The following is an 18,716-nucleotide window of genomic DNA, read 5'->3' on the forward strand; positions in this document are numbered from 1 at the left end:
CGGTGCCGTCAGGCCAGCTTCACGGCGCTGGGCCGGCCAAGCGCGGTCTCGACAGCCTTGACGATGCCGGCGGCGTCGAGCCCGGCTGCGGCATACATCGCATCCGGCTTGTCGTGATCCTGGAAGACGTCCGGCAGCGTCAGGCTCCTGACCTTCAGGCCGGCATCGAGCGCCCCGCTCTGCGCCAGCAGGTGCAGCACATGGCTGCCGAAACCGCCGACCGAGCCCTCCTCGACCGTGACGAGAACCTCGTGCTCGCGGGCGAGCTTGAGGATCAGCGCTTCGTCGAGCGGCTTGGCGAAGCGGGCATCGGCGACCGTCGTCGACAGGCCGCGCTGCGCCAGCAGTTCGGCGGCCTTCAAGGCTTCGGCCAGACGCGTCCCAAGCGAGAGCAGCGCGATCCGGGTGCCCTCGCGGACGATGCGGCCCTTGCCGATCGGGAGCGGCACGCCGACATCCGGGATCTCGACGCCGACGCCTTCGCCGCGCGGATAGCGCAGCGCGATCGGCCCGTCGTCATAGGCCGCGGCGGTCGCGACCATATGGGTGAGCTCGGCCTCGTCGGCGGCGGCCATCACCACCATGTCGGGCAGGCAGGCGAGATAGGCGATGTCGAAGGAACCGGCATGGGTCGCGCCGTCGGCGCCGACGAGCCCGGCCCGGTCCAGCGCGAAGCGCACCGGCAGCTTCTGGATCGCCACGTCATGAACGATCTGGTCATAGGCGCGCTGCATGAAGGTCGAGTAGATCGCCACAAAAGGCTTGTAGCCCTCGGTGGCGAGGCCCGCCGCGAAGGTCACCGCATGCTGTTCGGCGATGCCGACATCGAAAGTGCGGCCCGGAAACTCCTTGCCGAAGGCGTCGAGCCCGGTTCCGGAGGGCATCGCGGCAGTGACGGCGACGACCTTGTCGTCCTCGCGCGCCTGCTTGATCAGCGCGCTGGCGAAGACATTGGTGTAGCTCGGCGCGTTCGCTGGCGCCTTGGCCTGCTGCCCAGTGACCGGATCGAACTTGACCACGCCATGGTACTTGTCGGCGCTGGCCTCGGCCGGGGCATAACCCTTGCCCTTCTGCGTCACGACATGGACGAGGATAGGCCCGCTCTCGGCATCACGGACATTGCGCAGCACCGGCAGCAGATGGTCGAGATTATGCCCGTCGATCGGCCCGACATAGTAGAAGCCGAGCTCCTCGAACATCGTCCCCCCGGTCCAGAAGCCGCGGGCATATTCCTCGGTGCGCTTGGCCTTGTCGTGGAAGAAGCGCGGCAGCTTCTCGGCGAGCTGCTTGGCGACCTCGCGGATCGAGCGATAGGTCCGGCCCGAGACGAGCCGCGCCAGATAGGCCGACATCGCGCCGACCGGCGGGGCGATCGACATGTCGTTGTCGTTGAGGATGACGATGAGGCGCGAGCCGAGCGCGCCGGCATTGTTCATCGCCTCATAGGCCATGCCGGCCGACATCGCGCCGTCGCCGATCACGGCGATGACGTTGTTGCGTCCGCCGGCAAGATCGCGCCCGACGGCCATGCCGAGCCCGGCCGAGATCGAGGTGGAGGAATGGGCGGCGCCGAACGGATCGTAGGCACTCTCCGTGCGCTTGGTGAAACCGGAGAGCCCGCCCGGCTGGCGCAGCGTGCGGATGCGCTCGCGCCGCCCGGTCAGGATCTTGTGCGGATAGGCCTGGTGGCCGACATCCCAGATCAGCCGGTCGCGCGGCGTATCGAAGACATGATGCAGCGCGACGGTGAGTTCGACCACGCCGAGCCCGGCGCCGAGATGGCCGCCGGTGACCGAGACGGCATCGATCGTCTCGAGCCTGAGCTCGTCGGCAAGCGCGTGCAGCTTCGCGTCGTCAAGGGCGCGCAGATCGGCGGGATCGTGGATCGTGTCGAGGAGCGGCGTGGCGGGACGGGGCACGAGGCTGTCTGATCCTTCGCTGGGGTGCTTCGAAATAGAGCCTGCGCGGCGCGCTGGCAAACCGCAGTTGCGTTTCCGTGTCGACCGACGGCGGTCGTCCCGCCTTGCCACGAAACGGGTGGTTCCCGTGCCGGCAAGGCGTTTCAGTACGCTGACGACTGTTTCCGAGGACGCCAGGTCATGCAATCGACCGATATGACGCCCCTGCCGACGGCATTTCGCCGCATCGGCTGGTCCAATCTCTTTGCCCAGTTCTCGGAGCAGATCGCGCTCGCCGCAGCGCCTCTGGCCGCGGTTCTGCTGCTCGCGGCCGGGCCGGCCGAGACCGGCTGGCTGCAGACCGCGCAGACCTTGCCCTTCCTCCTGCTCTCGATTCCCGCGGGCCTGATGGTCGACCGGGCCTCGCGGCGCCGGCTCATGGTCGGTACGGAAGCCTTGCGCGCGGTGTCCCTGCTGGCGATCCCGCTGCTGCTCGCCGCGGGCAGCCTCAACCTGACCTGGCTTGCCCTGCTCGGCGCGCTCGGCGCCATCGGCACGGTCTGCTACAGCGTCGCGGCGCCGGCTTTCGTTCCCTCCGTGGTGCCGCGTGCGCGGCTCGCCGATGCCAATCGCTGGCTGGAGCTGGCCCGCAGCGCCGCCTATGCCGGCGGGCCTGCGCTCGGCGGGGCGCTCGTCGGCTGGATCGGCGTCTCCACCGCTTACGGCCTCGCGGCCGCGCTCTCTATTTTCGCAGCGCTCATGCTTGCTGGCCTGCCGAAGGACGAGGCGACGTCCGGTCCGCGCCGCGACCTGCTGCATGATCTCAAGGAAGGCGCGCGCTTCGTCGCCGGCCACGACCTGCTCAGGCCGATCCTGATGACGGCGGTGTTCTTCAACGTCTCCTGGTTCATCTTCCAGGCGGTCTATGTCGCCTATGCCGTCCAGAATCTGGGCTTGAGCGCGACGCAGGTCGGCATCACGCTCGGCATCTACGGCGCGGGCATGATCGTCGGCGCTGTCCTCGCGCCGGCCATCGCGAAGCAGGTCACCTTCGGGACGCTGATCCTGCTCGGGCCCTTCGCCGGGCTTTGCGCAGCCGGCGTGATGTTCGCGACGCTCTGGATGCCCTCGGTCTATCTGGTCGCGGCGAGCTTCTTCCTGTTCGGCGTCGGGCCGATCATCTGGACGATCTCGACCATGACATTGCGACAGGCGGTGACGCCCAATGCGATGCTCGGCCGCGTCTCCGCCCTGATCATGACCGCGACCTTCGGTGCCCGGCCGATCGGCGCTGCCATCGGCGCCTCCGTCGCGGCACATCTCGGCATCGCCGCCTGCCTGGGCCTCGCGGCCACAGGCTTCCTGGTCCAGTTGCTGGTGATCGGCTTCTCGCGGGTGCCGAAGCTGCGGGACATCTCCGAGGCGGCGTGAGGCCGTCTCAGCCTTCCGGGAGCGGGATGAACTCGCTCTCGTCGCCGGGCACGGTGTCGAAGCGGCCGGTCTTCCATTCGTGCTTGGCCTGCTCGATCCGCTCCTTCGAGGACGAGACGAAGTTCCACCAGATGTTGCGCGGGCCGTCCATCGGCTCGCCGCCAACGATCATCACACGGGCCTGGTCGATGGCGAGGATCGAGATGCGGTCGCCCGGCTTAAACACGAGCAACTGCCCGGCGCCGAACTCGTCCCCGGCGATATCGACCTTGCCGGAGACGATATAGATCGCGCGCTCGTCATAGTCGGGATCGAGCGGCAGGATTGCGCCGGGCGAGAGCACCGCCTCGGCATAGAGCGCATCCCACGGGAACTTCACCGGCGAGGTCTGGCCATAGGCCGAACCCATGATCAGGCTGATGCGCTTGCCGCCCTCGACGATGCGCGGCAGGTCGCCTGCGCCGTGATGCTTGAACTCGGGCGCGACCTCCTCATGCGTCTTCGGCAGGGCGAGCCAGGCCTGGATGCCGTATAGCTTCGGGCCGGTGGCGCGCGCTTCCATCCCCGTTCGCTCGGAATGCACGATGCCGCGGCCGGCCGTCATCAGGTTCACCGCGCCCGGCTTGATCGCGAGCGCGGTGCCGAGCGAATCGCGATGCATGATCTCGCCGTCGAAGAGATAGGTCACGGTCGAGAGCCCGATATGCGGGTGCGGGCGCACGTCCAGACCCTCGCCGAGATGGAATTCGGCCGGTCCCATCTGGTCGAAGAAGATGAAGGGGCCGACCATGCGCTGGCCGATGGCCGGGAGCGCCCGGCGGACCTGGAAGCCGCCGAGGTCGTGGGAGCGGGGCACGATCACCTTCTCGATCGCCTCGCAGGAGCGGGCATCGCCCAGGATTGGATCGTCGGCGGGGAGTTGCGACATGATGGCCTCCTTGGTTGAGGCCGAATCTGGCCCCGTGGAGGCGTGCAGGCAAGCGCCGGCTCGCAACCGGTCGCTGGCAGAAATGCAATGCCGCGACACCCGAGGCGCCGCGGCATTGCGTATTGATCTTGCGAGGTGCTAAAGGCGCCGCCGGGGTCGGTTCAGTTCTCGACGTCGAGCGGGGCCGCGCCCGTCGGCTTGCCGTCGGCACCGAGCGTGATGCGCTCGATCCGGGCTTCCGCCTGCTTCAGCAGCGCATCGCAGCGCGCCTTCAAGGCCTCGCCGCGTGTGTAGATCGCGATCGATTCCTCAAGCGGGACGTCGCCGCGCTCCAGCCGCGCAACGATGCCTTCGAGCTCCTTCATCGCTGCCTCGAAGGGCAGGGTGGCGACATCAGTGTTGGTCTTCTCTTCGCTCACAGGCCTGATTCCTCTTTGCGCTGAGCTTATCGGCTGGAGCGAGCCCGGCCGCAACCCGCTTCGCGGCGCTGCTGACTCAGACCGGCAGGGCGGAGGTCTTCTTGATCGTGCGCAGCGTCAGCGTCGACTGCACGCGGGTCACGCCTGGCAACTGGGTGAGAATATCGGTGTGGATGCGCTCGAAATCGGCGCTGTCGCGGTAGATCACCCGCATCAGATAATCATGCGCGCCGGCGAGCAGGTGGCATTCGAGGATTTCGGGCAGGCTCTGCACCGCCTGCTCGAAGCTCTCCAGCGAGGCGCGGCCCTGCTGGTCCAGCGTGACGAAGACGAAGGCCGTGCCGGGGAAGCCCGCGATCTTGTCGTCGAGCATCATCGCATAGCCGCGGATCAGGCCGCTGTCCTCGAGCTGGCGCACGCGCCTGAGGCAGGCCGAGGGCGAGAGATGGACCCTCTCGGCAAGGTCCGAATTGGTGATGCGTCCGTCCTGCTGGAGAATCCGCAGGATGGAGCGGTCGCGCGAATCGAGCTCGATCGTCATGGTCACGGTGAAGAGCCTCCCGCGCGATGCATCGTCGCAAAATTCGCCCGATGCAAGCAATCTTCTGCAGCGAACCGGCGTAGGCGTCGTGGTTTTCACAGCGCTCACGGAGAAAGTTTGCAGGAAACTGCGTGCTCCTAACCGGGAGTTCAGGCGAGCGGCATGACGAAGGGCGTGCCTTCGAAGGCATCGGCGCCACGCCCGATTCGCTCGATCGCGCCGATCATCCGGCCGCGCCGTCCGAGCGTTGTATCGGCCAGAGCGACGAGCCGGGCATTCGGCGTCGCCGAGGGTGCGGCTGCACGCAGCGCGTCGGCCACCTCGTCTTCGTTGCGCTCAGGGCCGAGGGCGCAGGCCGCGATATAGGCGGCTGCCGTCGAGCGGCTGATTCCGGCCCAGCAATGGATCACCATCGGCTCCGCGCGATCCCAGTCGCGCAGGAAAGCGAGCAGGCGCGCCATATGCTCCTGGCCTGCGAGGACATGGCCGTCCAGTACCTGATTGATGTCCGACATGCCGAGGAAGAGATGCCGCTCGGGCGCGATCCCGGCCGGACGGGTAACCGTCGTGCCGACATTGATCAGCGTCACGAGATGTCGGGCGCGGACGGCCGCGACGGTCTCGTCGAGCCGCGAAAGCGGGGAAACGTGAAGGCTGGACAAGGGCTGGCTCCGCGATGACAGGCCGACGATAGCATGATCGACATCGCCGGCATCTCCATGACATGGAGGCGCTGCCCCGATCGATCCAGCGCCGAAAAGCTCCCCATGAATCTCTGGTTCCGCCTGATCTGGCTCCTGCTGACGACGCGCTTCCGCCCGGGGCTCGACCTGCCGGACGAGGCGTCCGTCCTGCCCTTCCGGGTCTGGTTCCACGATCTCGACACAAGCCTGCACATGAACAATGGCCGCTACTGGACGCTGATGGATCTCGGCCGGCTCGACCTGATGCTGCGCAGCGGCCTGTGGCGGGCGGTGCTGCGCCATCGCTGGCTGCCGGTGGTCAATGCCGGCACCATCCGCTTCCGCCGTGAGATGCGCCTGTTCCGCCCGTTCAGGGTGGAGACGAAAATCCTGTGCTGGAGCGAGAGCTGGCTGGTGATGCAGCATCGCATGCTGATGCAGGGCCGGGACGGCACCGAGATCGTCGCGGCGGTCGCGCTGGTCCGGGCCGCGCTCTACGACAAGAAGGGGCGGGCCTATGTCCCGGTCGCGCGTCTGCTCGGCGAGATCGGCATCACCGCCGAGAGTCCGCAGCCGAACCCGGAAGTCGCGGCTTTCCTCGTCTCCGAAGAGGCCATGCGCAGCGCGGCCTCGGCAGCAGGCTGAACGGTTACTCCGCCGCCAGCCGCGTCGCGCGCCACTGCGCCAGGAGCGCGCGCAAGGCGGCGGGCTTCAGCGGCTTGTTGAGCAGGTGGACGTCGAGCGCGTTCGCCGCCTCGCGCACATGCGGCGTCCGGTCGGCGGTGAGCAGGATCGCCGGCATCGGCGTGCGCGCGCGGGCCCGGAGCGCACTGATCGCGGTCAGCCCATTGCCATGGTCGAGATGGTAGTCGGCGATCAGCACATCGGCCTCGCCCTTGCTGCCGACATGCGGCAGCGCCTCTTCGAGGCTGGCGGCAATCGTGACCCGGCAGCCCCAGCCTTCGAGCAGGCGCTTCATGCCGTCGAGGATAGCGGGCTCGTTGTCGATGACGAGAAGCCGCATGCCGGCGAGCTGCCCGGCCGGCGCGTTGCGCGCCGCTGTCGCCGTCGTCATCGCCGGCAACGGCGCGGCGCGCGGGACGGAGACCGAGAAGCGCGTACCGCGGCCCGGCGCCGAATCGAGCGTCAGCCCATGGTCGAGCGCCCGCGAGATGCGCTGCACAATCGAGAGCCCCAGGCCGAGGCCGCGCGCCACCTTGGCACCCTGGTCGAGCCGCTGGAACTCGCGGAACACGGTCTTCTGCTTGCTCTGGGGAATGCCGAGCCCGGTATCGATCACCTCGACCGCGACCTGGCTGCCGCGGCGCCGGCAGCCGATCAGCACCTTGCCGCCCGGCGTGTACTTGATCGCGTTGGAGATCAGGTTCTGCAGCAGACGCCGCAGCAGGCGCCGGTCCGAGCGGAGCGTCAGGCTGGTCGGCATGAACACCAGCTTCAGGCCTTTTTCCTGGGCGCTCGGCTCGAATTCGCGCTGGAGCTGGCGCATCAGTTCGTCGAGCCGAAAGGAGGAGAGCTCCGGCTTCAGCGCGCCGCCATCGAGGCGGGAGATCTCCAGAAGCGCCGTCAGGATCTCCTCGACCGCGTCGAGCGAGGCGTCGATATTCTCCGCGAGTTCGGGCTGCCCGCCGCTGCGGTCGCGCTCGACCAGCGAGGTCGCGTAGAGCCGCGCCGCGTTGAGCGGCTGCAGGATGTCGTGGCTGGCGGCGGCGAGGAAGCGCGTCTTCGAGGCGTTGGCGGATTCCGCCTCGGCCTTGGCGCGCTGGAGCTCGGCATTGACGTGCAGCAGTTCCTCGGTGCGCTCGGCGACGCGGCGTTCGAGGCCCTCGTTGGCGCGTTCCAGCTCTTCCTCGCCGGCGACGGTCTCGGTGATGTCGGTATAGGTTGTGACGAAGCCGCCGTCCGGCAGGGCGTTTGTGCGGACCTCGATGACCTTCTTCGACGGGTAGAGCTTCAGGCGCACCGGCTCGCGATCGTTGATGAAGCTTTCCAGCCGCGCCGCCATCAATTCGTCGCGCGCGCCGGTGCCATAGGCGCCGCGCGCCGCGTTGTAGCGCACGATCTCATCGAGCCCGGTGCCGAAACGCACCAGCGAGGCCGGCAGGTCGTAGAGCTGGATGAAGGCCTGGTTCCAGGCGAGCAGCCGGAGATCCCGGTCGAGCACGGTGATGCCCTGGCCGGCATGGTCGAGCCCGTGCTGGAGGATGTCGCGGTTGTACTGGAGCGCGGCCGAGGCATCGTCGAGCAGCTTGAAGGCGGCCTCGGTCGAGAGGTTCCGCCGCTTCAGCAGGAGCGACAGCACGAGGCGCGAGGAGGCCGCGCCGATCGCCGAGGAGAGCAGGTGCTCGCCGAAGCGCAGCAGATGGATATCGGCCTGCCGCCCGCTTTCGGAAGCCTCGCCGCGGCCGCTGTTGAAGCTCTCGAAGGCGCGCTGCGTGCGCTCTGCCCCGAGATAGCGCGCGATCGTCGATTGCAGCTCGCCCTCGGTGATGGTGGTGCGCCACAGCGAGAAGGATTGCGCCATCGTCGCCGGCTGGGATTCGACGAAGGCGTTGGCCTGCAAGCGCTCCATCGCATTGGCGGGCCGGAGCAGCGAGAAGCCGATATAGGCGAGGATGTTGAGCCCGAGGCTCCAGAACACGCCATGCGGCAGCGCTGGCCAATCCACCCCGAACAGGGCTTCCGGCCTGAAGATGCCGGCTCCGAACGGGCCTGATGCGACGACGCTGCTCCACCAGCCGCCGGGCAGCGCCAGGCTCGGCATCAGCAGCGTATAGGCCCAGACCAGCGTGCCGATCGTCAACCCGGCGGCGGCGCCGAGCGCCGTACCACGCCGCCAGAACAGGCCTCCGAAGAAGGCCGGCGCGATCTGCGCCGTTGCCGCGAAGGACAACAGGCCGATCGAGACCAGGGCGGCCTCGCCGGAGGCGCGGTAATAGACATAGCCGAGCAGGATCACGAGGAAGATGCTCAGCCGCCGGATGATCACCACCTGGGAGCCGAGATCGCCACCGAGATTGCTGTCGCCCGCGCTGCGCCCGCCGAACAGCCTGACCGCGCGGCCGGGGTCGCTGAGGCCGCGCCGGCCACGCAGCAGCAGCGGCATCACGAGATGGTTCGAGATCATGATCGCCAGCGCGACCGAGGCGACGATCACCATGGCCGTCGCGGCCGAGAGCCCGCCGACGAAGACGAAGAGTGCGATCACCCCGGCCTCGCGCTGCAAGGGCAGCAGCAGCACGGTCATGTCGCGGTCGACGCCGCTGCCGGGGATCAGGATCTCGCCGGCCGCCGCCAGCGGCAGCACGAACAGGTTGATCAGCACGAGATAGAGCGGAAACATCCAGGCCGCGCGGCGGACATCGCGCACGTCGCGATTCTCGACGATTGTCATGTGGAACTGCCGCGCCAGCAGCAGCGCGGCGCAGCTCGACAGCAGCGTCAGCGTTAGGAAGTTCGGCCAGCTCGACGTGCGCTCCCAGATCGGCAGGGCGCCGCCCGCGGGTTTGGCGGCTTGCGCGAGCAGGTCGCCGGGGCCGCCGAACAGCCCGTAGACGATGAAGAAGCCGAGCACGAGGAAGGCAACCAGCTTGATCAGGGATTCGACCGCGATCGCCAGGACGAGCCCGTCCTGGTGCTCGGTCGCGTCGATATGGCGGGTGCCGAAGGCGCAGGCGAAGCCGGCGAGCACGATCGCGACCAGGAAGGGCAGGTCGCTCAGCACCGGCACGTCCGGCGTCGGAGGGTGGCCGCCGGTTGCGGCCAGGAAGACCGAGAGCGAATTGGCGACGGCCTTCAACTGAAGCGAGATATAGGGCAGCGCCCCGATCACCGCGACGATGCAGACCAGCGCGGCGACGCGCTCGCTCTTGCCGTAGCGGGCGCCGACGAAGTCGGCGATCGAGGTGATGTTCTGCGACTTGGCGATGCCGACGATGCGGCCGACGAAGCGGTGGCCGAGACCGATGACGAGGATCGGCCCGACATAGATGCCGAGGAAGTCGAAGCCGGCGCGATTGGCGAAGCCGACCGAGCCGTAGAAGGTCCAGGAGGTGCAGTAGACACCGAGCGCCAGCGCGTAGATCGTCGTCCGCGCCCGCCCGGTCATCAGTTTGCGCCCGGATGTGTCGGCCATATGGGCGACGGCGAACAGCCCGCACAGATAGGCGAGCGCGACCAGCACCACGGACCAGGCGGGCATCATGCCGCCCTCATGGGAGTTGGGTGCGAACGGGGCCGGGGTGCAGGCGCCATAGTGCTCGGTTTCCGGATTTTGCGCAGAGTATCGGACGGCCTGTCGGCTCGCCATAGGCCATTGGCGCAAGCCTTCAAACGCGTTTCATCCCCAACTCTTTGCGTTTCACGCCCCGTTGGGCCGGCTTTGGTGTGTTTTCGGGCTTTCCCTGCTCTGCGGGGCTGGTTTAGCGTCCGGCCCAGGCTGTTGGGGTAGCCTTGCCGATTCTCAAGGGGTGCAGCATGTTGGAAGAATTCAAGAAATTCGCTTTGAAGGGCAATGTCGTCGATCTCGCGATCGGTGTCATCATCGGCGCCGCGTTCGGCAGGATCGTCGACTCGCTCGTCTCCGATATCATCATGCCGTTCATCGGCGCGCTCGGCGGCGTCGATTTCTCGAACTACTTCTTCGGCCTCAACAGCGCCGTCACCTCGCCGATCCTCTCGGAAGCCAGGAAGCAGGGCGCCGTGCTGGCTTATGGCAACTTCGTCACGGTGGCGATCAACTTCCTGATCATCGCCTTCGTCCTCTTCTTGGTGGTCAAGGGCATCAACCAGCTGCAGAAGAAGCCGGCGCCAAAGGATGAGGCGCCTGCGCCCAAGCCGGAAGACGTCGTCCTTCTCGGCGAGATCCGCGACCTGCTCAAGCAGAAGCAGGCCTGATCCTGTTATCCGCGCGGCCGTGATTCATCACGGCCGCCGATCGACCCGATCTCGCGATTTCATGCCTCGCCGCGCCGCAATCGGCTAAAGGTGGAGCACTGATTTTCGCGAGGCCGATCCCGATGAACAGCGCCATCCTGCCGGGCAGCACCCTGCTAGCCGAGCTTCGTCCCGAGGCCCGGAATGCGCCGGAAAGCGGCATTGTCGAGGTGGTCAATCACGGCCGGCTCAAGCCGGGCCTGATCCCGCTCTGGGTGGGCGAGGGCGATCTCTCGACCCCCGCCTTCATCGCCGACGCGGCGGCGCGCTCGCTTGCGGCGGGCGAAACCTTCTACACCTGGCAGCGCGGGATCCCGGAACTGCGCGAGGCGCTCGCCCGCTATCACCAGCGCCTCTATGGCCGCGCCTTCTCGCCCGAGAGCTTCTACGTCACCGGCTCGGGCATGCAGTCCGTCCAGATCGCCGTGCGGATGATCGCCGGCCCCGGCGACGAAATCCTCATCCCGACCCCGGCCTGGCCGAATTTCGGCGCCGCCGTCGGCGTCAGCGGCGCGGCAACCGTCTGCGTCCCGATGGACTACGCGCAGGGTCGTTTCACCCTCGATCTCGACCGGCTTGCTGCCGCGATCACGCCGCGCACCCGCGGCATCCTGGTGAACTCGCCGTCGAACCCCACCGGCTGGACCGCGACCAGGGCCGAGCAGGAGGCGCTGCTCGCGCTCTCGCGCAAGCATGGCATCTGGATCGTCGCCGACGAGATCTACGGCCGCTTCATCTATGACGGCTCGGAGCGCGCGCCCTCCTTCCACGACATCATGGAGGCGGAGGACCGCGTCATCTTCGTCCAGACCTTCTCGAAAAACTGGGCGATGACCGGCTGGCGCATCGGCTGGATCGAGGTCCCCGTCGCCTTCGGGCAGGTCGTCGAGAACCTCATCCAGTACTCGACCTCCGGTTCGCCGGTCTTCGTCCAACGCGGCGCCATCGCTGCTCTCGACGAGGGTGAAGGCTTCGTCGCCGAGCAGATCGCGCGTGCTGCCGAAGGGCGCCGGATCGTGTTCGAGGGCTTGAAGGCGACGAACCGCGTCACGCTCTCGGCGCCGGTCGGCGCGTTCTACCAGTTCTTCTCGGTCGATGGCCGCGAGGATTCGCGCAAGCTCGCGCTCGATCTGGTCGACAGCGCCAATGTCGGCCTCGCTCCCGGCACCGCCTTCGGGCCCGGCGGCGAGACCGGGCTGCGCCTCTGCTTTGCCCGCAACTCGGCCGATCTGGTCGAGGCCGTGGCGCGCCTGCAGAAGGCCCTCGCCACCCTCTGATCCCGCAGCGGGTAGTGCAACGCCGCCCTGCGCCCGGCGGGCAGCCGGTCGGTTGACCCGCCGCCGGACCATCGCCATGAACGCCCGGCGCCTCCTGTCCTCGGCGCGGCGGGAAGGCGATGAAAGCGTTCGGCTATCCTTCGAACCGGCTGACGCTGCTCTGGCGGGAAATCCTGGTCATCGCGCTGGCGGCGGCCGGGGGTGGGGCCTTCGCCCTGCTCGGCATGCCCGCCGCCTGGCTCTCCGGTTCGATGTTGCTGAGCGCGGTCGTGGCGCTGATCCGCCCGCTGCCGAGCCTGCGCCGGCCCTGGTTCGATTCGACCATGGTCCTGTCCGGCGCGATCCTCGGCTCGGCGGCGACGCCCGAGGCGCTGGCGGCGGCGGCGCGCTATCCCGCCTCCCTCGTCATTCTCCTCGTCGGCGTCGCCGTGATCATGCTCGCGACCGGCGCCTATCTGCGCCATGTCGCGCGCTGGCCCTGGATCGATGCCCTGCTGGCCGCGGCGCCCGGCGCCTTGTCGACCGTGCTCGCCGTAGCACAGGCGAAGGGCGCCAATATCGGCCGGATCTCGGTCGTGCAGCTGTTTCGACTGCTCGTGCTGGTCGCGCTTCTGCCCAGCGTGATGCAATTGAGCGGCGCCGCCACGGGCATGCCGACACCCGCCGTGCAATCGATCGATGCAGGCACGATGTTCGGGGTGACGATGGCGGGGCTGACGCTCGGGCTGGTCTTCGAACGGCTCGGCCTCTCCGCCCCGCTGATGTTCGGCGCTACCTTCGCCAGCGCCGCCCTGCATGGCAGCGGCCTCGTCGAGGGCGCGTTGCCCATGCCGATCCAGATCGCCGTGCAGGTCCTGCTCGGCACGACCATGGGCGGGCGCATCGCGCATATCCCGCGCAACGAGCTGAAGGGACTGTTTCCGCTCGCCATCGGCGGCTTCGCCGTCTCGATCGTCGTGGCCTTCCTGTTCGCCTGGCCGGCAGCCTGGCTCGCCGGCGTCTCCTATGCCAGCGGCATGGCGGCCTTCGCGCCCGGCGGCCTGGAGGCGATGGCGATGCTGGCCTTCGCGATGGGGTTGGATACGCTCTATGTCGGCGCGCATCATCTGGTGCGCTTCGTTATCATCGGCCTGGCGATGCCGCTGGTCCTGGGCCGCATGAAGAATGTGCCGCCGCGCTGATCTGCGGCGGGACTGGGCTTAACGATCCATTATGTTCGGACTCGACGATTGCGGCTTTTCCGCAAATCCGAATTCATTCGCTCCTGCTATATGGTGAGCCGTCGAGATAGGTTGATGGACGCGGAGCGACCGCCATGACCACCCCCGTGCAGGCTCCGAACGTCTGGCGCCGCTTCGCCAAGCCCGTCGCGATTATCGGCGCCGGCATTGCCGGCCTCACCGCCGCCCTCGACATCGAGCGTCGGGGCTTGCGGGCCACGGTCTTCGAAAGCGGCCGCGCTGTCGGCGGCATGGCCTCCTCCTTCAAGGATGCCGAGGGCTATACCTACGATTTCGGGGCGCATTTCGTCAGTAATCGCCTGGCCGATGTCATGGGGGCGAGCGCGATCTCGCGCACCGTCCGCCATTACGGCGAGGCGGTCGCGCTGGGCAGCAAGAGCTACAGCTATCCCTTCGGCCTCGCGCTCTCGCCGCGTTATGCGGCGAGCGCCGTGTCCGCGCGCCTGAAACCGCAGCCGGTCGCGAGCGCGGCCGACTGGTTCCGCAACGCCTATGGCGAGGCGCTCGCCGAGGATGTCGCGATCCCGCTCGCCGAAGCCTGGTCGGGCGCGCCGGCGAGCGAGCTTTCGCCTGCCGTCGGCAACAAGCTCGCGGCCGGGGTGATGAAGACCTTTCTCCTGAAGGCGGCGTCGCGCCTGTCGGGCCGCGCGGTCTGCAACGGCTACTCGCACGAGATGCCGGAGAGCCCGCGCGTCTACCATGTCTATCCGGAAGGCGGCGTCGCCAAGCTGCTCGAGCCGACGGTGGCTCGCCTCGGTGACAGCATCGCGCTGGAATCGAAGGTCGAGCGCGTCTATGTCGAGAACGGCAAGGCGGTGGCGGTGAAGGTCAACGGCCGCGAGATCGGCGTTTCCGCCGTGATCAGCACCGCGCCGGTCCATGTCCTGCCTAGGCTCGTCGAGGGGACCGATGCGCTCGACGAGCTCGGCGGCTTCCGCTACCGCCCGATGATCTTCGTCAACCTGCGCTTCGAGGGCCGCAATCTCCTGCCGGACACGATGCTCTGGGTGCCGGATCGCACGCAGCCCTTCTTCCGCGTCACCGAGGCGCCGTTCTCCATGCCCTGGCTTGCGCCGGAGGGGCGCACGCAACTGACCTTCGATATCGGCTGCGAGGTCGGCGATGCCTGGTGGACCATGTCGGACGAGAAGCTGGCGCAGGCCTGCCTCGATGGCCTGTGCCGGATTTACCCGCATCTGCGCGAGCGCTATATCGGTGCCGGCGGCATGCTGAAGACGCCCCTGGCCTATCCCGTCTATCTCTCGCGCTACGAAGAGCGCCGCCAGGATTTCGCTCGCAGCACCGGCGTCGACGGCCTCTACAGCATCGGCCGCAACGGCGAGTTCGCCCATCTCCTGATGGAGGACATCTACTGGCGCACGCTGAAGCGCATGAGCGACGTCGCCAGCTATGTCGGGCAGGACGTGTAGGCGTTGCGTGTGCTCCCCTCCACCGTCATTGCGAGCGTAGCGAAGCAATCCAGAGGGACTGGGTCCAAGCGTTCAACCCAGTCCCCGTGGATTGCTTCGTCGCTTTGCTCCTCGCAATGACGGTTAGGTAGGGCGTGATCCAGCCTAAGGCCGCACCGCCCCGTTCGTGTGCGTCATGACCGAATAGAGCGAGGTCGTGCCGCAGATGAACAGGCGGTTGAGCTTGGGGCCGCCCCAGCAGACATTCGCGACGATTTCCGGGATCGCGAGCTTGCCGACCAGCGTCCCGTCCGGGTGGTAGATGTGGACGCCGTCGGCGGCGCTGGTCCAGATCCGGCCTTCGGCATCGAGGCGGAAGCCGTCGAACAGACCGGCGGTGCAGGTCGCGAAGACCTTTGACTCGCCGAGCGCGATGCCATCCCGTCCCATCCGGAAGCTGCGGATATGCCGCGGACCGTTCTCGGGATCGTGGCTCGCGCCGGTATCGGCGATGTAGAGAATGCTCTCGTCCGGCGAGAAGGCGAGGCCGTTGGGCTTGACGAAATCATCGGCGACGATGGCGATCTCGCCGGTCCGTCCATCGATCCGGTAGACGTTGCAGGCGCCGATCTCGCCGGCGGACTTGTCGCCCTCATAATCGCTGAGGATGCCGTAATCGGGATCGGTGAACCAGATCGAGCCGTCCGATTTCACCACGGCGTCGTTCGGTGAATTCAGGCGCTTGCCGCCGAAATGGCTCGCCAGCACGGTGATCGAGCCGTCATGCTCGGTGCGCGTCACCTGTCGTCCGCCATGCTCGCAGGTGACGAGCCGCCCCTCGCGGTCGACCGTGTTGCCGTTGGAATTGCGCGCCGGCTGGCGGAACGTGCCGACCTGACCGCTCAGCGCGTCGTAGCGCAGCATGCGGTCATTCGGGATATCCGACCAGATGAGCGTGTTATGCGCCGGGAACCAGGCCGGCCCTTCCGACCAGCGCGCGCCGGACCAGAGCCGCTCGACCCGAGCGGAGCCCGGAATGATGCGATGGAACCGCGGGTCGAGGACCGTAACCCCCGTGCCTTCGAGCACGCCGAACATGCCAAATCTCCCTGAAGCTTCGTCTGGAGCATCCCCGCCCGCACAGGGCAGGGCAATGCCCTACAACGCAAGCCCCGCATCCCAATACGGCGTGGCGCCATAGAGCTCGCCGAGATAGTCGACGAAGGCGCGGACCTTCTGTTCCAGGTGCCGGCGGCTTGGATAGACCGCATAGACCGCGACGCGCGAGCCGACGGCATAGGCCGGCAGGACGCGCTGCAGCGCCCCGGACTTGAGCTCCGGCCCCACATCCCAGGTCGAGCGCAAGGCGATGCCGACGCCGCCGAGCAAAGCTTCGCGCACGACTTCGCTGGAATTGGTCCTGAGCGGACCGTTGACGCGCACCGAGACCGGCCCTTCCGGCCCGTCGAGCCGCCAGTGGTCGGCGTTATGGGCGATCAGGGTGTGGCGTGACAATTCGGCGATATCGGCCGGCATGCCATGTTCCGCGAGATAGCCCGGCGTGGCGCAGAGCACCCGGTGGTTGCGGGCTAGCCGTTTGGCGACGAGGCTGGAATCCTGCAGATCGGCGATGCGGATCGCGAGGTCGAAACCTTCGCCCACGACATCGACGAAGGCGTCGCTGAGCACGAGCTCGACCGTGACCAGCGGATTGGCATCGAGGAAGCGCTTGAGATGTGGCGCGACATGCATCCGGCCGAAGGAGGTCGGAGCCGAGACGCGCAGTGTACCGCGCACCTGGCCGGCCCCGCTTGCCACCCAGGACTCCGCCTCCTCGATCGAGGACAGGATCGAGACGACGCGCTCGTAAAAGCCCTGTCCGGCCTCGGTGAGGGCGAGCTGCCGCGTCGTGCGCTGGAGCAGGCGCACGCCGAGCCGCTCCTCCAGCCGGCGGATGCGCTTCGAGATCACGGCCGGCGACAGGTTGAGCTGCCGGCCGGCCGCCGACATGCTTTTGGTCGTCACTACATGTGCGAACACGTCGAGATCGCCGAACCGGTCCATCGCCACGCCACCTTTTCCAATCTGGAAATAATGGCTGGCTTTGGCCGCGCTGCAAGTGCCATTGAATTGATCTAATCTGCCGCGCAGAGAGAATGCCGTGTGTGGCGTGCCATGAGTCGTTGAAAGCGGAGGGAGAGATGAGCGCGATAGCCTTTCCGGTGCCGGATGCCGGTATTCTCGCCCGCCGCGAATCGATCATTGCCGGCCTTGTGCGCCTCGTCCCGCCGCAGGCGCTGATCACCAGCGACGACGAGCGCCGCCCCTACGAGACCGATGCGCTGACCGCCTATCGCCGCATGCCGCTCGCCGTCGTGCTGCCATCGACCACGCAGGAGGTCGCCGCCGTCCTGCGCTATTGCCGGGAGGAGGGCGTGCCGGTGGTGCCGCGCGGCTCCGGCACCTCGCTCGCGGGCGGCGCGATCCCGCAGGAGGACGCGGTGGTCGTCGGCGTCTCCAAGATGAACCGCATCCTCGAGATCGACTATGCCAACCGTGTCGCGCGGGTCGAGGCCGGCGTGACCAACCTCGCGGTCACCGGCGCGGTCTCGATTGAGGGCTTCTTCTATGCGCCCGATCCGTCCTCGCAGCTCGCCTGCTCGATCGGCGGCAATATCGGCATGAACTCTGGCGGGGCTCATTGCCTGAAATACGGCGTCACCACCAACAATGTGCTCGGTGTGACGATGGTCATGCTCGACGGCAGTATCGCCGAGATCGGCGGTGCCCATCTCGATTCCCCAGGCTACGACCTGCTCGGCCTGATCAACGGCTCTGAGGGCCAGCTCGGCATCATCACCGAGGCGACGGTGCGCATCCTGCGCGCGGCCGAAGGCGCGCGCCCCGTGCTCTTTGGCTTCCCGACCAGCGAGCAGGCGGGCGCGGCCGTCGCCGCCATCATCGGGGCCGGCATCATCCCGGTCGCGATGGAGTTCATGGACAAGCCGGCGATCGAGATCTGCGAGGCCTTCGCCAAGGCCGGCTACCCGATGGATGTCGAGGCGCTCCTGATCATCGAGGTCGAGGGCTCCGACGACGAGATGGACGCCCAGCTCGCCCGCATCGTCGCGATCGCCAGGGAACACGGCGTCTCGACGGTGAAGGAATCGAAATCGGCGATGGAGGCGGCGGCGATCTGGAAGGGCCGCAAATCCGCCTTCGGCGCCACCGGCCGCATCGCCGACTATATCTGTATGGACGGCACGATCCCGACCGGGCAATTGCCCTATGTGCTCAAGCGCATGGACGAGATCGTGAAGGGCTATGGTCTGCGCGTCGCCAATGTCTTCCATGCCGGCGACGGCAATCTCCATCCGCTGATCCTCTACAATTGCAACGACCCGGTCGAGGCGCAGAAGGCGGAGGATGCCGGCATGGACATCCTCAAGCTCTGCGTCGAGGTCGGCGGCTGCCTCACCGGAGAGCACGGCGTCGGCATCGAGAAGCGCGACCTGATGACCTTCCAGTTCAATCCCGAGGACCTCGCCCAGCAGATGCGGGTGAGGGCGGTGTTCGACGAGCGCTGGCTGCTCAACCCGGCGAAGGTGTTCCCGCTGGAAGGTAGGGTGGCGGCGTAAGTTTTGTCATTCCGGGGCTCGCGCAGCGAGAACCCGGAACCCACGACCGGGTGAGAGGGATGTCGGACTTCGTCTATCTCCTCGCCCGAAAGAAGGACGGCACGCTGTATCTGGGCATCACCAATGATCTCGCGAGGCGCGTTCAAGAGCGCAAGGCGAAGCAAAATGCCGGCTTTGCCGCTCGATACGACGTTGATCGACTTGTCTGGTACGAAGAATTCGAATGGGTTCACGACGCCATCGATCGGGAGAAGGCACTGAAGAAATGGCGCCGCGCCTGAAAGATCAAATTGATCGA

At 67.3% G+C, this 18,716-nt stretch carries 16 protein-coding genes; 8 read left to right on the forward strand and 8 right to left on the reverse strand.

Translation table 11 applies throughout. From position 1 onward, the window contains the following. Positions 1 to 8: 8 nt before the first annotated feature. A complete protein-coding gene (gene dxs / locus ACWIEX_RS05330) occupies positions 9 to 1,919 on the reverse strand; it encodes a 1-deoxy-D-xylulose-5-phosphate synthase (RefSeq protein ID WP_454032065.1) in 1,911 nt (636 codons plus the stop codon). 180 nt (positions 1,920 to 2,099) lie between these two features. On the opposite strand from dxs, the gene ACWIEX_RS05335 reads away from it, so the two are divergent. Continuing rightward, positions 2,100 to 3,329, forward strand: coding sequence for an MFS transporter (locus ACWIEX_RS05335; RefSeq protein WP_454032066.1), 1,230 nt, complete (start codon positions 2,100 to 2,102; stop codon positions 3,327 to 3,329). Between the two features lie 7 nt (positions 3,330 to 3,336). Here ACWIEX_RS05335 and ACWIEX_RS05340 read toward each other — a convergent pair whose 3' ends face one another. From ACWIEX_RS05340 to ACWIEX_RS05355, 4 genes are all read right to left on the reverse strand, one after another. Then, positions 3,337 to 4,257: a pirin family protein gene (locus ACWIEX_RS05340; protein WP_454032067.1), complete on the reverse strand. Its 921-nt coding sequence runs from the start codon at positions 4,255 to 4,257 to the stop codon at positions 3,337 to 3,339. 161 nt (positions 4,258 to 4,418) lie between these two features. Then, positions 4,419 to 4,676 (reverse strand): exodeoxyribonuclease VII small subunit, encoded by a 258-nt coding sequence (locus ACWIEX_RS05345; protein WP_082617056.1) that lies wholly within the window; start codon positions 4,674 to 4,676, stop codon positions 4,419 to 4,421. 76 nt (positions 4,677 to 4,752) lie between these two features. Then, positions 4,753 to 5,217 (reverse strand): Lrp/AsnC family transcriptional regulator, encoded by a 465-nt coding sequence (locus tag ACWIEX_RS05350; RefSeq protein WP_185745280.1) that lies wholly within the window; start codon positions 5,215 to 5,217, stop codon positions 4,753 to 4,755. Positions 5,218 to 5,366: 149 nt separating this feature from the next. Continuing rightward, the gene (locus tag ACWIEX_RS05355) at positions 5,367 to 5,879 is read right to left on the reverse strand and encodes a tyrosine phosphatase family protein (RefSeq protein WP_454032068.1); all 513 of its coding nucleotides are present in this window, start codon (positions 5,877 to 5,879) and stop codon (positions 5,367 to 5,369) included. A gap of 105 nt (positions 5,880 to 5,984) precedes the next feature. On the opposite strand from ACWIEX_RS05355, the gene ACWIEX_RS05360 reads away from it, so the two are divergent. Then, on the forward strand, positions 5,985 to 6,545 hold the full coding sequence (locus ACWIEX_RS05360; RefSeq protein WP_454032069.1) for a thioesterase family protein: 561 nt from the start codon (positions 5,985 to 5,987) through the stop codon (positions 6,543 to 6,545). 4 nt (positions 6,546 to 6,549) lie between these two features. On the opposite strand, the gene ACWIEX_RS05365 is transcribed toward ACWIEX_RS05360, so the two are convergent. Continuing rightward, positions 6,550 to 10,122, reverse strand: coding sequence for a PAS domain-containing hybrid sensor histidine kinase/response regulator (locus ACWIEX_RS05365; RefSeq protein WP_454032070.1), 3,573 nt, complete (start codon positions 10,120 to 10,122; stop codon positions 6,550 to 6,552). 272 nt (positions 10,123 to 10,394) lie between these two features. Here ACWIEX_RS05365 and mscL point away from each other — a divergent pair, with 272 nt between their 5' ends. The 4 genes from mscL to ACWIEX_RS05385 all read left to right on the forward strand — a co-directional run bounded on the left by mscL (position 10,395) and on the right by ACWIEX_RS05385 (position 14,801). Next, positions 10,395 to 10,814, forward strand: a complete 420-nt coding sequence (gene mscL / locus ACWIEX_RS05370; protein WP_454032071.1) for a large conductance mechanosensitive channel protein MscL — start codon at positions 10,395 to 10,397, stop codon at positions 10,812 to 10,814. Between the two features lie 122 nt (positions 10,815 to 10,936). Beyond that, positions 10,937 to 12,130, forward strand: coding sequence for a pyridoxal phosphate-dependent aminotransferase (locus ACWIEX_RS05375; protein WP_454032072.1), 1,194 nt, complete (start codon positions 10,937 to 10,939; stop codon positions 12,128 to 12,130). Positions 12,131 to 12,249: 119 nt separating this feature from the next. After that, entirely contained in the window at positions 12,250 to 13,311 is a 1,062-nt protein-coding gene (locus ACWIEX_RS05380) for an AbrB family transcriptional regulator (RefSeq protein WP_454032073.1), read from the forward strand. A gap of 134 nt (positions 13,312 to 13,445) precedes the next feature. After that, the gene (locus ACWIEX_RS05385) at positions 13,446 to 14,801 is read left to right on the forward strand and encodes a protoporphyrinogen/coproporphyrinogen oxidase (protein ID WP_454032074.1); all 1,356 of its coding nucleotides are present in this window, start codon (positions 13,446 to 13,448) and stop codon (positions 14,799 to 14,801) included. 144 nt (positions 14,802 to 14,945) lie between these two features. Here ACWIEX_RS05385 and ACWIEX_RS05390 read toward each other — a convergent pair whose 3' ends face one another. Both ACWIEX_RS05390 and ACWIEX_RS05395 read right to left on the reverse strand, forming a co-directional pair. Then, positions 14,946 to 15,878, reverse strand: coding sequence for an SMP-30/gluconolactonase/LRE family protein (locus tag ACWIEX_RS05390; protein ID WP_454032075.1), 933 nt, complete (start codon positions 15,876 to 15,878; stop codon positions 14,946 to 14,948). A gap of 60 nt (positions 15,879 to 15,938) precedes the next feature. Further along, a complete protein-coding gene (locus ACWIEX_RS05395) occupies positions 15,939 to 16,844 on the reverse strand; it encodes a LysR family transcriptional regulator (RefSeq protein ID WP_454033467.1) in 906 nt (301 codons plus the stop codon). 137 nt (positions 16,845 to 16,981) lie between these two features. Here ACWIEX_RS05395 and ACWIEX_RS05400 point away from each other — a divergent pair, with 137 nt between their 5' ends. Both ACWIEX_RS05400 and ACWIEX_RS05405 read left to right on the forward strand, forming a co-directional pair. Continuing rightward, positions 16,982 to 18,418 carry an FAD-binding oxidoreductase gene (locus ACWIEX_RS05400; RefSeq protein WP_454032076.1) on the forward strand — a complete coding sequence of 479 codons (1,437 nt, stop codon included), beginning with the start codon at positions 16,982 to 16,984 and terminating at the stop codon, positions 18,416 to 18,418. Between the two features lie 59 nt (positions 18,419 to 18,477). Beyond that, positions 18,478 to 18,699, forward strand: a complete 222-nt coding sequence (locus ACWIEX_RS05405; protein ID WP_454032077.1) for a GIY-YIG nuclease family protein — start codon at positions 18,478 to 18,480, stop codon at positions 18,697 to 18,699. Positions 18,700 to 18,716 lie beyond the last annotated feature (17 nt).

It is taken from the genome of Allobosea sp. NPDC055353 (genome assembly GCF_053644975.1).